This window comes from Candidatus Kuenenia sp. (assembly GCF_027493735.1).
Taxonomy (GTDB): domain Bacteria; phylum Planctomycetota; class Brocadiia; order Brocadiales; family Brocadiaceae; genus Kuenenia; species Kuenenia stuttgartiensis_A.
Genome location: NZ_JAOSKF010000024.1, coordinates 87,622 through 102,536 on the forward strand (window position 1 = coordinate 87,622; position 14,915 = coordinate 102,536).

Below are 14,915 nucleotides of genomic sequence, written 5' to 3' on the forward strand. Positions count from 1 at the left end.
GTCCCATCTCCCAGTTGACCCCCTTCATTATGGCCCCCATGCCCACACCGTGCCGTCTGATTTCAAGGCAATTGTGTGAATATACCCCCCTGCAATGGCAATTATATCTGTTAGACCGCTTACCTGTACCGGCGTTAAGTGGTCTGTAGTTGACCCGTCTCCCAGTTGACCATATCCATTATACCCCCAAGCCCACACCGTGCCGTCTGATTTCAGGGCTATTGAGTGAACATACCCTCCTGCAATGGCAATTATATCGGCTAGACCTTTTACCTGCACAGGCGTTGAACGGTTTGTCGTTGCGCCACCTCCCAGTTGACCATAATAATTAAACCCCCACGTCCACACTGTGCCGTCTGATTTCAAGGCGATTGTGTGATAATCTCCTCCTGCAATGGCAATTACATCAGTCAGACCGATTACCTGCACTGGCGTTGAACGGTTTATAGTTGTCCCATCTCCCAGTTGACCAGAATTATTCCACCCCCAAGTCCACACCGTGCCATCTGATTTCAGGGCTATTGTATGATACACCCCTCCTGCAATGGCAATTGCATCGGTTAGACCGCTCACCTGCACTGGCGTTGAACTGTCTGTAGTTGACCCGTCTCCCAGTTGACTATTCCAATTTGCCCCATATGCCCACACGGTGCCATCTGGCTTCAGTGTTAGCGTATGATATGCACCTGCCGATATCTGAGTCCGAGGCATAAAGGTGGTTTCGCTTCCATAGTATATGCCTCCAATGTTTTGAGAGGCTATCCTGCAATAGTATGTCGTCCATGGCGTTAAATCACCTAAAGTCGCACCTACGTACGTTGAGCCGGTTCCGCATGAAATAGTTTTTGTGGCGTCGAAATACATTCCCGTGCTAGTGCCATAATCAAACCACGCAGTAGTTGCCACTCCGTTGCCATTCACCCACCCGTTCAGTAATGCGGAACTCAAACTAACACACGTTGCTGAACCTGTCGTCACGGTAGGGGTAGCAACGGATTTCATACCGGAAAGCGATCTTTGTGCCGGTGTTGAACGGTTTGTTATAGACCCGTCTCCCAGTTGACCATAATAATTAAATCCCCACGTCCACACAGCGCCGTCTGATTTCATGGCTATTGTGTGATAATATCCTCCGGCAATGGCAATTACATCAGTCAGGCCGTTCACCTGCACTGGCGTTGAACTGTTTATAGTTGTCCCGTCTCCCAGTTGACCATACCAATTATATCCCCACGCCCACATCGTGCCGTCTGATTTCACGGCTATTGTGTGATACACCCCTCCTGCAATGGCAATCACATCGGCTAGACCGCTTACCTGCACCGGTGTTGAACGGTTTGTCGTTGACCCGTCTCCCAGTTGACCCCCTTCATTATGCCCCCACGTCCACACCGTGCCATCTGACCTCAAGACTATTGTGTGGGAATACCCTCCTGCAATGGCAATCACATCGGCTAGACCGCTTACCTTCACCGGTGTTGAACGGTTTGTCGTTGACCCGTCTCCCAGTTGACCCCCTTCATTATCCCCCCACGCCCACACCGTGCCGTCTGATTTTAAAGCTATTGTGTGCGCATTCCCTCCCGCAATAGCAATTACATCGCTTAGACCGCCTACCTTCACCGGTATTGAACGGTTTGTCGTTGACCCGTCTCCCAGTCGACCCCCTTCATTATCCCCCCACGCCCACACCGTGCCGTCTGATTTCAAAGCTATTGTGTGCGCATATCCTCCAGCAATGGCAATTACATCGGTTAGGCCGCTTACCTGCACCGGCGTTGAACGGTCAGTCGTTGACCCGTCTCCCAGTTGACCGCCTTCATTATTCCCCCACGCCCATACCGTGCCGTCTGATTTCAGGGCGATTGTGTGATAAGCCCCTCCAGCAATGGCAATTACATCGGTTAGGCCGCTTACCTGCACCGGCGTTGAGCGGTTTGTCGTTGACTCGTCTCCCAGTTGACCGTTCCAGTTTGCCCCCCATGTCCACACGGCGCCATCTGGCTTCAGTGTTAGCGTATGATATGCTCCTGCCGATATCTGTGACCGAGGTATAAAGGTGGTTTCGCTTCCGTAGGATATGCCTCCAATGTTTTGAGAGGCTATCCTGCAATAGTATGTCGTCCATGGCGTTAAATCACCTAAAGTCGCATTTACGTACGTTGAGCCGGTTCCACATGGAATAGTTGTTGTGGCATCGAAATACATTCCTGTACTCGTGCCATAATCAAACCACGCAGTAGTTGCCAACCCGTTGCCATTCACCCACCCATTCAGTAATACGGAACTCAAGCTAACACACGTTGCTGAACCTGTTGTTGCGGTAGGGGTGCTGCCGCCGTCGTCTGGCAAGGAACCTGTAGTCGAACCAATTGCATACCCATCATAGCTGCCGGCCGTGTATTGGGTAAAAAACATAAGACCACATACAACGCTCGCCACCATCGATACTCTCAATACCGTTAGTATCTTAAGTCTCATTTTCTCATCTCCTTACTATTATCTAATACCATTTTATACTGATTTGCACTCTCTTTTACCCACGCGATTACACGATGACCCGCAATTTTATTGCACAATCATTTCTTTTACAACATACCCTAATGTTTTAACGTCAGGAATATGTGCAGCATAAAAAACGGTATTATAATTATGAGATTTCCACTCTATTCTTATGCGGTCGTTTAACTGATCAAATATTATATTGGCATAATCCGCAGAGGGATTAAATAAAAACCCAATTTGTGACAATTCTATGCCCTCTCTTAATAGTTGATCAACTATTGTTTCCAGACTTTTCATGTGAGTGGCAATGATTACACAGCGAAGCTTATTCAATTGGTAAGGATACAAATCGTAGCGCCTTATATTTTGCAGTATTTTCTGGAGGCAACTTGTCTTTCGACCTCCCAGGAAATATTTGGTAAGAGGATTCTTATGATAAATTTCATCTACGGGACTGATATGCGCAAGATATCCAAAGCTTTGGGGAAAGGACAAAATGATTGCAGTGCATGGTCCAACCCCTTTTGTTTCTAATAATTCTCCCGATTTTGTCATTGCATACTCGTTAATATCCACTTTTTTGCTATTTTGGGGAGACAACGATTCCCTGTCCTGAACAGCATATCCGGCATTTACTTTCGGCAGGTAATCCATAATTTTTGAAAGAAAATATTTTTCATACTCCTTATAAATATTTGAAATAACCTCGTCCTCATCCATTTCAACAATAATTATCCATGAATGGCCAAACACTTCAAATTGTTCAAAAGCGCTTAACACATGTATGCCCCTGTAGTCCTCAATAATCTTGCTCCCCGCTTTCTGTTGCAGCGCAAGTTTCACTGCCTCAGTATCCACTTTACGTTTCAAAATGGTGCTATCTTCGATAAACCTGGAATCCGTCAGCATTAACTTGTTTTCATTTACAAGATACACCTCTCCGGTTCTTCCAAGGTGTTCATGGTCGGATAATATTGCATTAATTTTGTTTATAGGAAATTGTAAAACAAACCAGCCGGCAAGGTCTTTCTTTTCATATACAGGCACAACAAAAAAAGCGGCAGGTTTGTCTGACGGGGCATAAAATTCATAGTTGACAAATTCCCTTTCAGGCGCTTCCCGAAGATGTATGGACAGGGAAGTATCCGAATACCTTCCGGTAAAAAGATTTGTATGATAATCATCTGCCTGTTTTATGCTGTGAAAAACAAAACCTCTGCTATCGACAAAAAGAATATCGTAGAAATCTTTATACGTAGTAACAAAATTTACATCCGCTTCATACTCCTTCTTCTGAATATTCATAGCATCGATTCCTGATGCCTCAACCTGATAACATTTCTTTATCTGATGAAAACAATCAAGCATGCTTTCGTCTGCAGCAATACCAGCCGCTCTCTTTTCTACGTCCGCAAAATATTTAATTATCTGCTTTTTCTTAAATGCGCTTATTTCCAAAAGAACCTTAAAATTCTGCTCTATCAGGTTACCCTTGGGTATCTTTTTGCATCCTGTATTTACCAATAAAAAAATGATTACTACTATGACTATTCCCGGATAATTTCTGCATTTCCAAAAATTATTCATGCAATTCCTCTTTGATAATTACCAAAATCCGGACAAGCCGGAACCAAATAAGCGCGAAAGCAGTCTACAGTCTACAGTCTACAGTCCACAGTCTGCAATTTGCCGACTGTAAATTGCCGATTGCCGGCTTTAGATATTTGACTCCGTGTAAAAAATATCAGAAATAACTTAGCATTTATGGGATTAAGGCGTGTATAAAATGCGTTGGGTTTTTGTCTTTTTAAAGCCCGGCCTGATTTAATTTAAGAAAGCAATTGAATCATTTTTCCGGCATCTCCGGGGTAGTGGGATTATGGAACCGTGTGACCATTTTTAACCTTCTCATCTCATTCGCCGCGTTTTCCTTATCTTCCACTTTTGTATATAGTTGAATGAGATTGCGGTAAACAACAGGGTTAAATGGATTTACCCGATTTGCTCGTGAAAGAAAATTTATTGCCGTTTGATATGCTCCTGTTCTTTGGTACAGCTCGCCCAGTGAAATATATGTGGCTGTGTATTCGGGATAATATTCGAGAGCGGTTTTTAATACTTCTTCTGCCTTTGAATACTGAGTATCCTGGATATATGCCATTGCCAGTTTGTTCTGGATCTGCGGTGAAATATTTTTTGCCCTTATGAAGGCCTTTTCATATTCTATAATCGCTGCGCTGTACAACCCTTCGCGTCGTAAAAGGTCTCCCAGTATAGCGAATTTTTTCGCTTCTTTTACCTCTATTTCCGCGACACTTTCAAGATCGTCCACAATAGTGGACGATTCCTTTAATATTGTCGGAAGTATTTTGATGCCATGAACCCTTCTCAGGTTTTTCTGTTTCAAATATTGCAGATAATTCTCTTCGAACGTATTAAATGGTACCCCGGTGGCGGAGGATAGCGCTTCTTTTGCATCCATTCCATTCTTTATTTCATCAAGGATTGCAGTGATCAAAGGATAGCCGCCAAGATGATATAAATATTCTATTGACGTAAATACCTGCGCAAATGCAAGGGCGGTGTCTTCTCTTTTTTCTAATTTTGCCAGGGAGGGATGCATTTGCTCAAAGGTGATAAAGTAGTTCTTTTCCACTGCCTCTGCCAGAAGACTTTCCAGTGAAACAGGCAATGTCGGTGAATTATCATCTATCCATCTATTTTCCTCATATTTGGCAAGCCCCTCATGAAGCCAAACCGGCACACGATTGTATGTCTTTTTCATTATCACATAATGCACATACTCATGAGCAAGCGTATCAAGCCATTCATATCCCCGTGGCTGCAACCTCGGGCTTGTAATGATTAGCCGGTTGAACAAACAAATTGCGACAGCACCGGAGGTTTCAATTTCTTTCTGTGTTAAAGTGGAAATAGTGCAAAAACTCTCAGCGTCCGGATAGACCTCCACGAGTATTTTCTCACGCGGGAAATAGCCCAGATCGCCTCCAATTACCTTATAAGCGCTCTCAAGTGTGTCGAGGGCGTATTCTGCCAGTATGGCGTCTTTTTCTTCCACAAAACGGAAGAGAAAATGTTCTGACTCAATTTCCTTAAAATTGCTTGCTGTCTGGTATATTGTTTGAACGAAATGGAAAAATTCCTCTGCCTGCTGCATGACCCCTGGGGTTTTTTGCGCTTTTTTCAGGAAATCAAGCGATTCCTCATACCTTCCCTCATAAAATCGCACCTTTCCCACGAAAAAACATACATGAGGGTCTTCCGGCGCCAACAATCGCACCTTTTCAGCAACCTTTTTTGCCTCTTCAACCTGCCATGCATTCAGGCATTCTTCACCATAGGCAATTTCTCCCGGAATATCGAAAAATTCATTCGTCCGTGACTTCGCCTCTTTTTCCCGTGATAGAAGTACCACGAACAACAGCAATAATAGTATGACCGCTTTTCTTTTCATCATATATCTCAATCAATCAATCAATCTCTGATAATAATCCTTATTTAAATCCCTGTATTTCTCCGGTAATCCGTCTTTCAGTGCGTCAAGAATTTCTTGTCTGAACTTTTTAGGCGCTTTATATGCATCCTCGGAAGGTATTTCCACCTTCTCTGAAGTAGAAGTAACCTGACCTTCCATCATACTGCCGCGAAACGGCATAGGCATCCCTTCACCAATCATTCCCTGCTTTATGTGTTCTTTTGCCCTCTGCACCCCTTCTTTTGCTTCAGACAGACGATACAACGACTCCCTTTCCTCAATGACCGCGCCTGAAATATCCTGCCCTTCCAGCCGTTGCTTTGCACCGGACATGGAGTTTGAAGCCATCTCCAGTTGCCTGTTTGCCTCTTCGTCCATGAACGGAGCCTGGCTTGCAAGCTGCTCTAACATTTCCATAAGTTCCTCTGTTTCATTTTTATACTCTTCCTGTTTCCCCGCATACTTTTTCAATGTCTCCTGATCCTCCAGGGTCATGCCGGCGATTTGGTGTTCATCGAGGAATTTCATTATAGATTCAAGATCCTGGACTATTTTTTGACTTTGTTTTGCCGCATCGTCGATCTGTTTTGTTGTTTTAAGCTCTTCTTCCGACAACAGTTCTTTCCCCGCATCTTTTCTCATTTCAATAGAGTCTTGCATACGGTTATTCCAGTGATTTGTATCCCTTGCAATTTCCCGTGCTAAGGTTAATGATTCCGCTATCTCTCTGCCTTTCAGCATTTCTTCCAGATGTTGAAGCGTTTCCTCCGTCTGAGGTAATTCCTTATCAATAGAAAGGAAATCTCTTTGCAGAGGGTCCCTGTTAATTTCACGGTTCAACTCCGCATTTTTCCTTGTCAGCCCGGAGAACTTCGCCGATTCCTGTTTAGACATGCCGGATTTATTATCGTTTTCAAACAAATCGCTAAACCAGCTCGCGGGGATTTCTCTTTGTCCGGAAAACTGTTGCAACTGCTGTTTTGTTTGAAGATATTCCTGCAGCAATTCATTCTTTGCCAAATATTTTTTTGTCCCGGCAATATCCTGTTTTAACCCTTCAATCCTTTTTTCCTGTTTTTCAAAAAAGGATTTTAGCGTTTCATTGGTTGATTCTGAGACACGTTTTTGAACCTCTTGCCTTAAATCTTCCGTTTTCTCTGCCAGCGTTCTTTGCTTATTTTCCAGTTCCGACAAATTATCCAGCATCGTATCCATCTTTTCCATGGTATCGGAGTAAAATGAATCCGTCAGTCCCTGTGAGGCGGAATTCATCTGATCCATCATCTTCTGCAAGGAAGAAAGCATCCTTTTGGCCGCCTCTATAGCGGTTTCACTATCGCCATTTTTGAGCGCATTCTTCATCTCGTTTAAATCGCCCATAATGTCATCCTGTTCAATCCCCTTCAGTGCATCTGCGTTTAAGAATTCATCCATATGCTCACTCTGCGCCATTTGCATAAGCTTCATCATCATTTGCCGGATAGCATTTTCAATGTTGTTTAATTCAGCAAGCGCCTTTTCGTTCAGTTCCATGTCCCCGGTTTCACGCATCTGATTCAGTAATTTTTCAAGAGTGTTCTGCGATTGGAGCAGATTATTCCCCGTATCTATTACATCATCCAATTTTTGTTTTTGTATCATTTCATTAAGGAATAGTATCATATCTTCCACTTCCGTCACTTCCCTATCCTGTATTACCTGCAGTTCCAATAACATTGCCAAGGGCACATCATTGCCCACTATGGCGAGCATCGCTTTTTGTATGGCCGTTTGTTTTTGTTCCGTCACATCGCGAAACTTTTTTCTCAAATTTTCCAGTGCGTAGTAAACACTGTAATTTGCCCTGACATCTTCCTGCATACCAACCAGAATATCCGTAAAAAGGCGGTTGATAACGCTCACCCGTTCATTGATAATATCCTGCCTCATAAGCAGGTACTCTTTTGAGGCACATTTTTCATCATCAATCCTGTTCACAAGGTCGTCCGACAACAACCACAGCGCTTCTTTCACGAGCAATTCCTGTAGTTTAATCAATTCCTGGTGTTTTTTTCTGGAACTATAAATCTCCAGATAATAAGTTTTAGATTTGCCGGTTTTTGGCCCTGATATCGTATCGTTGTCTTTTGCTTCAATATAGTACGCCACCTTGTCGTCGGGCTGCAGGCGCAATTCGCTCAAAGACCATTTGTACGTTCCGTTGTAAAATAATTGCCTTTTATCAAAACGGGACAAATGCCTTGTGTTTTTTTCATTTCCAACTTCATATGCAAGAGAAATCTCCGCCAACCCATAATCATCTTTTGCATTGTATTGAAGGTTTACAACATCTTTTTCATTTACCACCAAATCCTTTGCCGGAGCAATAACAGACGTTTCAGGCGGCAGGTCTGGAATAACTTCAACTGTATATAATGCAGGATCTCTGGTAATACGCCCATTCAAATCCTTTATCTCAAAACAATAAGAGCCATTCTCCAGCACCTGCAATACGCCGCTCATGGCCTTGTTGTTTTCAACTGCAAGTGGAATTATTGCAGACTCGTTATAAATGATTTTTGCTGATGTTACGGGGCGACCGCTTACGGCGCTGATTTGCGCCTCACTCCCTTTCAAGGCTTTAATATTGCCGCTTGTGTTGTATATCGTCTTTGTCTCCAGCCCGGAATAAAGAGGATATCGGTAGCATACGGTAATATCGCCAATAACAGGGACGCCTGAAACTGCAAATGGCTCTCCGCCTATACTGCTGCTGTCGCTAAGATAGCCAAATAAAAGCGGTATGTTTTTGTCCAGAGAAGAACGATGAAATGCATACACCGTTCCGAAAAGAAGCACGGAGAAAATAAGGAGTGTATTGCCGAGGATGAGAGGTTTTTTATTAACTACTGATTGAAGGTCTAATTGTTTCAGTTTCCTTGCGGCTTCATCAACAAGCATAGAGACCATCTGCCCGGAATATTTTATCTTCTGTGTGTTTCGTTGTTTCTTTGTCAGTTGCAAAGAGCTGATAAGCACATTATTCAAAGAAGGATATTTTTGTTCTATCAGCAGCGCTATCTTTTCTTTATTTATGGACAGCAACGGTATCAGTAGTATTTTAAAAAACACGACCAATAGTAAACCAAGGCAAAGCATATAAAATGCTCCAAGGCCTCCGGGGAAACGCAAAAGTGCAGCAGCAGTAAATGCTCCTATCATCAGCAAAAATATTCCCAGTGAAAAGACCAGGGCAATGCCGCCGAAGAATCTGTTTACCATGATATGTTTGCATACCAGGCGCAAAGACATATTTATTGTACTCGCACTGCTTTGAGACTTTGCGTCCCTGAAGTTAAGCAGCTTGACAATGTCTATCAGATTATTTACTATTTTATTCGTATTTAATAATAATTTTTTCATGGTACTATGTATAAAAAAGCGATTTGTTTTAAGTCTGTGAACAATAGTAAGGGTATGCTTGAAGGGCTAAATTGTCAAACAAAAACTTACGGTTGAAAAACGGGGAGATGCTTAACTAAAAATTATTGAAATTCCTAAGCTGGCATAGCCAGAACCAAACAATCTAGAAATAAAAAATACGAGATTCGAAAGGGAACCACAGATTGCACAGATTAAGAAATTCATCACAAACTTACCAATGGCCAATTGAAAATGTCTAAACATTAAAATAATTATCAATACTGGACTATGAAAATTCTCGGAATTGACCCAGGAACGCTGATTGCCGGATATGGCGTAATAGAAAAATCCGGTGCGGAAATAAAAGCGGTCGCGTATGGTTCTATAAAAACCGGCAAGAACCAGAATTTCCCGGAACGCCTCAAAACAATATACACAGGGGTAACAGAGTTAATAACAATATATAAGCCTGATCACATGGCGGTAGAAGAGGTTTTTTTTGGCAAAAATTTTAAAGCAGCCATTAAAATAGGGGAAGGCAGGGGCATTATCTTTCTGTGCGCTGCGATGGCAAATATTCCTATTGCTGAATATGCTGCCAGAGTGGTGAAGAAAGCGGTTGCCGGAAACGGAAATGCCCATAAAGGCAAGGTGCAGGAAATGGTAAAAGCCATACTTGGTTTGCCGGAAATTCCGCAGCCGGAGGACGCATCTGACGCCCTTGCCATCGCAATTTGCCACGGTCACCGGCTCTAAACAGGAATACAGGGATTTTTACCGATGATTAAATAATGATGAAGTTGTTTCTCTCATAGCAGTTTTAAAGCGAGGTTATGAAAATATGAAAAAAACAAGGTGTATCCTGTGTAATGCGACAAAGGCAAAAAGAGGTTGTAAGGAGCGCCATGATGCATTGATTTGTCCGAAATGTTGCGCTTCTATTCGTACTCAAATGTGCGAAGGCTGCAATTATTATGAATATGCGGAAAGATATCACGCCGCCCGATGTCATACCGCAGAGAAATACAGCAGTGACAAAGGAATTGAACGGGAGGTTGACAATGCCTTACTATTGCAGGAGAAGGGCGATATTGATGCGGCAAAAGCAAAGATGGATGAATTATTGCGCATGCACCCGGAAAATCATGTTGTGCAATATGGCATGGGCGTTGTCTATGCATTTAAGGGTATGTATGATGAGGCAATACTACACTTTGATAAGGCAATTGAAATTTTTCCATATTTTGTCCAGGCGCATTATAACAAGGCGGTAGCGATGCTGAAAATATCTGACATGGTAAACTATTTGAGAACATTGAAAAGAATAGTGATTATCGGTGAAGAGGATAGTGAGTTTGTGAAGGCGGCAAGGCATATGCTTCTTGAAAGCGAGGAACATATAATGAAACATCATGGAGTCGGTTTAAATAAATACCTCGAAGGAGAAAGGAAATTTCATGAGGCATTTTCCCATATGGATAATGCTCAATGAGAAGACGCCCTGTGCGGTTTTAAAAAATGTACGGAAATGGTCGCCGGGCATGCACAGTCGTGGGGGAATATAGGTTTGTGCTATGCGCATTTAGGAAAGAAAGAACTTGCGTTATCCGCCATTGATAAGGCCTTGGAAATCGACCCCTTATATGAAATAGCGTACATGAACCGAAAGGCAATTGAGAGGCTTGAGGGGGGTGAGATATTAAAACATGAAAGGCTAAAGACACTGAATTATTACAAAGACGTTGCAGTACAAAACAAGCCTCTTCTTGAAACACTCATGGGGGAAGAAAGAGTTAAAAGAACGAGTTGATACATTGTTTTCGGGAATGCGGAGAACAAGGCGTGGGGTGGCCGCAACCCGGAAGCAAGGTTTTATACATTTGCAGTACAGAAGAGAAAGGAATACAGGGTTTTGCTAAAACGGTTCAATAATTTCCACTCCTTTCGGGGGATCAAACATAAAGAGTTTATCAGACATCCGGCTGTTGAGCGTGATGCTCTCAAATTCAATCAAATTTACCACTTCACCGCCGCTTTCATGCAATTCTATTTTTACCGGCAGCCATACCCCTTCCTCTATCCACAGGCGAATTTTTGCATATTGGGATGAAGTGCTTTTGGGGGTTAAATCAAGCGCATAAAAACATTTCTTACCGGCCTCCATTGTATCTGCCAGGGAAATTGTGTAGTCTTTTTTCGCCGAAGCTACCGATTCTCCATAACCAAACCCAAAGAAATGTATGTTCTGTGCGGTATGTTCTCCTTTATTTACAGCATATTTTTCGACCTGCTTTGCTTTTGGATGATATATCCACAGGTGTTTTCCGTCAATAATGTTTACCTCATCGCGGGGAGGGTCAAATTTTAAATGTAACCGGTCGGGTTTTTTATATTGCATCTTTCCTCTGGATACTTCCGTGGAATCCAGCAGTGGAATGGTTCTGGTGATCGCTATATTGGCCCTCATGGTTTTGAATTCGCCGTCTGCCTTTTCTATTGCAAGGAGAACTTCGTCCAGCGTCTTGCGTTTTGCCTGTTCGCTGCAAAGAGAAGCCCTGTTAACGAGAAAAATAATTAGCGCAGAAGCAAATAGGCTGAAAATAGTGCTGTTAAAAATTCGTTTTCCCATGTGTGTTTAACTTTGCCTTTTCAAAATGTTCTATGATGTGTACGATGTCCTTAATACAATCTATTTCAAAATCAGGTATTACCTCTGTTTCGACATACTCTTTGTAACGCAAAAGAACCGTTCGCGTCCCCGCCGCCTTGCCGCACATAATATCGTATTTATAGTCTCCAACCATCAATAAATGGTCTGTATGGATATTCATCATTTTGCTTAGCAGAAAAATAGGATCCGGATCCGGTTTTGGCTTGGCGTCGTCACGGCTTACGATAAATTCAAAATGCAGGTTGTGTTTCTTAAGAACGGTATCGACCGATTTGCGAGAGTTGCGGGTTAAAAGAGCTGTTCTTAATTGTTTCTTTTGCAAAAATTCCAGCATCTCTGTTACCCCTTCATTGAGTTCCGATTCCATTGCCGCTTGTTCCTCAAAACGCTCAAGGATACCCATTGCCCTTGCGCGTTCTTCAGGACTGGATTGTTCTGCATAGTCTAAAATAAACCCAACCTTTGCGCCAATGTCTCTTTCAACGGCTGCGAAATCCACTTTGGGCTTGGTAAGTGTGCCGTCCATATCAAATATGATTCCCTGTAACATTATGTATGTTCCTTTTATTGCGAGTGTTTTAGGTAAAATAACAAATATGTAACATTTTAGTTTTTTGAAAAATTCCAATAGTTACATTGTTTGCCGCACGATGTAGGGGCGAAGCATTTGCCCGTTTGGGCATGAATGCATGTATGCCAGTTATGGCAAATGCTTCGCCCCTACGGTTTCAAAAAACTAAGGTGTTTCACAAATATAGATTAGCACAAGAAATACCTTTTAAATTTTACCTGATATATATTATCGTTCAACGAGTATTTTCAACAAGACTGGCAAGGGGCATGAAATGTGTGTCTTTCCTGCTGCTGACTGGGTTGTCTGGGAGATAAGTACCCGTATATCCGCTTCAATCAGATCGGCAGCACGGTTAAGATTGTCGAAGTCCTGTAAAGAGGGTTTTGACGTCAGCTTCACTTTGACAGCCCATAACTCCCGGCGGGTTCAGGTTTGCAAACCTGAACTTATGGGTTTATGCGTATGATGGGGCCACGTATTGCGGTAAAATTCCAATGCCCAAATCACAAAATTCCTGTTTGGCATCTGGAATTTATTTGTCACTTGTTCTGAGCAAAAATTTGAGAATTGAATATTGAATATTTTTCTTATTAATACCCTCGTTCCCAAGCTCCGGCTTGGGAACGCAAGTGCATTGGAAGCTCCCGCTTCCCTTTCGTTATAATTATTCGGTTCAAACTTTATAAGTGGTTAAAGGGATTAGCATCCACCCCTTGCCCCATAAGCGCTAACTTGTTTTATTGACAAATTTTATTCATCATGGTATTTTTATGTTAATTATCCCGCTAATCACTCTATAGGAGGATAAAGCCATGATGAGAGAAGATTGGGATCTTCTAAGAACTTTCTTCCCAAACGATTGGAAAAGTTTAGCCGTTGATACAAATGCTTTAAAAGGCTTGCGCAAGGATAAATCTGAAGAAAAGCTTCTTCGAACATTATTAATTCATTTAGGATGTGGCTATTCATTGCGTGAAACAGTAGTTCGAGCCAAGCGTGCTAACTTAGCAGATTTATCCGATGTTGCCTTATTAAAGCGATTAAAAAAGAGCAAAGAATGGCTATATAAATTATGTTTATCTTTATTCCGTGAGCGTGGCCTCCAAATTAATAAACGGAATAATTTTCATCTTCGCTTATTTGATGCAACAACAGTAAAGGAACCTGGGAAAACAGGAAGTCTTTGGCGCATTCATTATAGTATTGAGGTTCCTTCATTATCTTGCGATTTCTTTAAACTTACGGGAACTGAAGGAGAAGGCACAGGAGAATCTTTTCGGCAGTTTCCGATGAAAAAGATGATTATATTATAGCTGACAGAGGTTACTGTACTGGCCAAGGAATTCATCATGCAACAAGGAAAGGCGCTTATCTTAGCGTTAGAGTTAATTCGCAATCTCTACGGATATTCGGCGAAGAAAAGAAACCCTTTCCTTTATTGAAAGAAATCCAATATTTAAAAAGACCCCTTGCTATAAAATCATGGAACGTTTTTATTCCAAACGTTGATAATACTGAATATGTCAAAGGTCGTCTTTGTATAATACACAAAACAGAAGAAGCCATTAAAATAGCTCATAAAAAACTTAAAAGACATGCAAGCAAAAAGGGCATTGAACTAAAACCGGAGACCCTTATTTATGCCAAGTACGTAATAGTATTCACAACGTTTCCTGAAAATCAATTTACCGCTTTTGATATCTTAGAATGGTATCGAGTTCGATGGCAAATTGAACTGGTCTTTAAAAGATTTAAACAAATAGCACAATTTGGACACTTACCTAAATACGATGATGATAGCTCAAAAGCTTGGCTTTATGGCAAACTATTCGTTGCTCTTTTGACAGAAAAACTAATAGATTTTGCTACGTCTTTTTCCCCCTGGGGATACTTCATTGTCAAGCAAGAAGACTAAAAGCAAATGGCGTGAATTTGCTTTTATGCTTAATCAAGTAAAACGGGCTATAGAACCAGCGTTATCATTACAGGAAGTTCTTAAGTGCTGGAATGACATTGCTTGTTCTTTAGCAGAAAATACAAGAATCCGAAAAACACAGATATCAAAATACTTCGAGCATACCTAAAACAAGTTAGCGCTTATGACCCCTTGCCCACCCCCACTGGTAGGGGATTTAAAGATTTAATGAAGCATGAAAGTAGATTTTCAAATATCATCGGCAAATCATGGTTTCATTCTTTCTTCCATGCGAAGCTGGAGCTTCTCAAACAATTACGTTCCCAAGCCCGGAGCTTGGGAACAAGCGTTT

The 14,915-nt window shown here is 42.1% G+C and carries 10 protein-coding genes and 1 pseudogene; 4 read left to right on the forward strand and 7 right to left on the reverse strand.

Features of this window, described 5'->3' with window-relative positions; all coding sequences use genetic code 11:
- Positions 1 to 27: 27 nt before the first annotated feature.
- The 4 genes from M5U24_RS17635 to M5U24_RS17650 form a co-directional block, all read right to left on the reverse strand.
- Positions 28 to 2,481 (reverse strand): hypothetical protein, encoded by a 2,454-nt coding sequence (locus M5U24_RS17635; protein WP_298203152.1) that lies wholly within the window; start codon positions 2,479 to 2,481, stop codon positions 28 to 30.
- A gap of 87 nt (positions 2,482 to 2,568) precedes the next feature.
- A complete protein-coding gene (locus tag M5U24_RS17640) occupies positions 2,569 to 4,092 on the reverse strand; it encodes a cache domain-containing protein (protein WP_099324527.1) in 1,524 nt (507 codons plus the stop codon).
- Between the two features lie 259 nt (positions 4,093 to 4,351).
- Complete coding sequence (locus tag M5U24_RS17645) at positions 4,352 to 5,983, reverse strand: tetratricopeptide repeat protein (protein WP_099324526.1); 1,632 nt, start codon at positions 5,981 to 5,983, stop codon at positions 4,352 to 4,354.
- Positions 5,984 to 5,992: 9 nt separating this feature from the next.
- Positions 5,993 to 9,403, reverse strand: coding sequence for a DUF4175 family protein (locus tag M5U24_RS17650; protein WP_099324525.1), 3,411 nt, complete (start codon positions 9,401 to 9,403; stop codon positions 5,993 to 5,995).
- A gap of 288 nt (positions 9,404 to 9,691) precedes the next feature.
- On the opposite strand from M5U24_RS17650, the gene ruvC reads away from it, so the two are divergent.
- From ruvC to M5U24_RS17665, 3 genes are all read left to right on the forward strand, one after another.
- Positions 9,692 to 10,159, forward strand: a complete 468-nt coding sequence (gene ruvC / locus M5U24_RS17655) for a crossover junction endodeoxyribonuclease RuvC (RefSeq protein WP_099324524.1) — start codon at positions 9,692 to 9,694, stop codon at positions 10,157 to 10,159.
- 85 nt (positions 10,160 to 10,244) lie between these two features.
- Positions 10,245 to 10,895, forward strand: coding sequence for a tetratricopeptide repeat protein (locus M5U24_RS17660; protein ID WP_298203154.1), 651 nt, complete (start codon positions 10,245 to 10,247; stop codon positions 10,893 to 10,895).
- Between the two features lie 36 nt (positions 10,896 to 10,931).
- Positions 10,932 to 11,213: a tetratricopeptide repeat protein gene (locus M5U24_RS17665; RefSeq protein ID WP_099324522.1), complete on the forward strand. Its 282-nt coding sequence runs from the start codon at positions 10,932 to 10,934 to the stop codon at positions 11,211 to 11,213.
- Between the two features lie 105 nt (positions 11,214 to 11,318).
- On the opposite strand, the gene M5U24_RS17670 is transcribed toward M5U24_RS17665, so the two are convergent.
- The 3 genes from M5U24_RS17670 to M5U24_RS17680 form a co-directional block, all read right to left on the reverse strand.
- The gene (locus M5U24_RS17670) at positions 11,319 to 12,032 is read right to left on the reverse strand and encodes an outer membrane lipoprotein carrier protein LolA (RefSeq protein WP_099324521.1); all 714 of its coding nucleotides are present in this window, start codon (positions 12,030 to 12,032) and stop codon (positions 11,319 to 11,321) included.
- Entirely contained in the window at positions 12,013 to 12,624 is a 612-nt protein-coding gene (locus M5U24_RS17675; RefSeq protein WP_099324520.1) for an HAD family hydrolase, read from the reverse strand. Before M5U24_RS17675 ends, M5U24_RS17670 begins: the two co-directional genes overlap by 20 nt.
- Before the next feature lie 249 nt (positions 12,625 to 12,873).
- Positions 12,874 to 13,047, reverse strand: a complete 174-nt coding sequence (locus M5U24_RS17680; RefSeq protein WP_157820418.1) for a hypothetical protein — start codon at positions 13,045 to 13,047, stop codon at positions 12,874 to 12,876.
- 413 nt (positions 13,048 to 13,460) lie between these two features.
- Between M5U24_RS17680 and M5U24_RS17685 the strand changes: the two are divergent.
- Positions 13,461 to 14,563 (forward strand): annotated as a pseudogene (locus M5U24_RS17685) (IS4-like element ISCku3 family transposase).
- Positions 14,564 to 14,915: the final 352 nt, after the last annotated feature.

Bases quoted from the DNA above. Each gene is read 5' to 3' on its own strand.
- M5U24_RS17635 (WP_298203152.1), bottom strand. From the start codon at position 2,481: ATGAGACTTAAGATACTAACGGTATTGAGAGTATCGATGGTGGCGAGC.
- M5U24_RS17640 (WP_099324527.1), bottom strand. From the start codon at position 4,092: ATGAATAATTTTTGGAAATGCAGAAATTATCCGGGAATAGTCATAGTA.
- M5U24_RS17645 (WP_099324526.1), bottom strand. From the start codon at position 5,983: ATGATGAAAAGAAAAGCGGTCATACTATTATTGCTGTTGTTCGTGGTA.
- M5U24_RS17650 (WP_099324525.1), bottom strand. From the start codon at position 9,403: ATGAAAAAATTATTATTAAATACGAATAAAATAGTAAATAATCTGATA.
- ruvC (WP_099324524.1), top strand. From the start codon at position 9,692: ATGAAAATTCTCGGAATTGACCCAGGAACGCTGATTGCCGGATATGGC.
- M5U24_RS17660 (WP_298203154.1), top strand. From the start codon at position 10,245: ATGAAAAAAACAAGGTGTATCCTGTGTAATGCGACAAAGGCAAAAAGA.
- M5U24_RS17665 (WP_099324522.1), top strand. From the start codon at position 10,932: ATGGTCGCCGGGCATGCACAGTCGTGGGGGAATATAGGTTTGTGCTAT.
- M5U24_RS17670 (WP_099324521.1), bottom strand. From the start codon at position 12,032: ATGGGAAAACGAATTTTTAACAGCACTATTTTCAGCCTATTTGCTTCT.
- M5U24_RS17675 (WP_099324520.1), bottom strand. From the start codon at position 12,624: ATGTTACAGGGAATCATATTTGATATGGACGGCACACTTACCAAGCCC.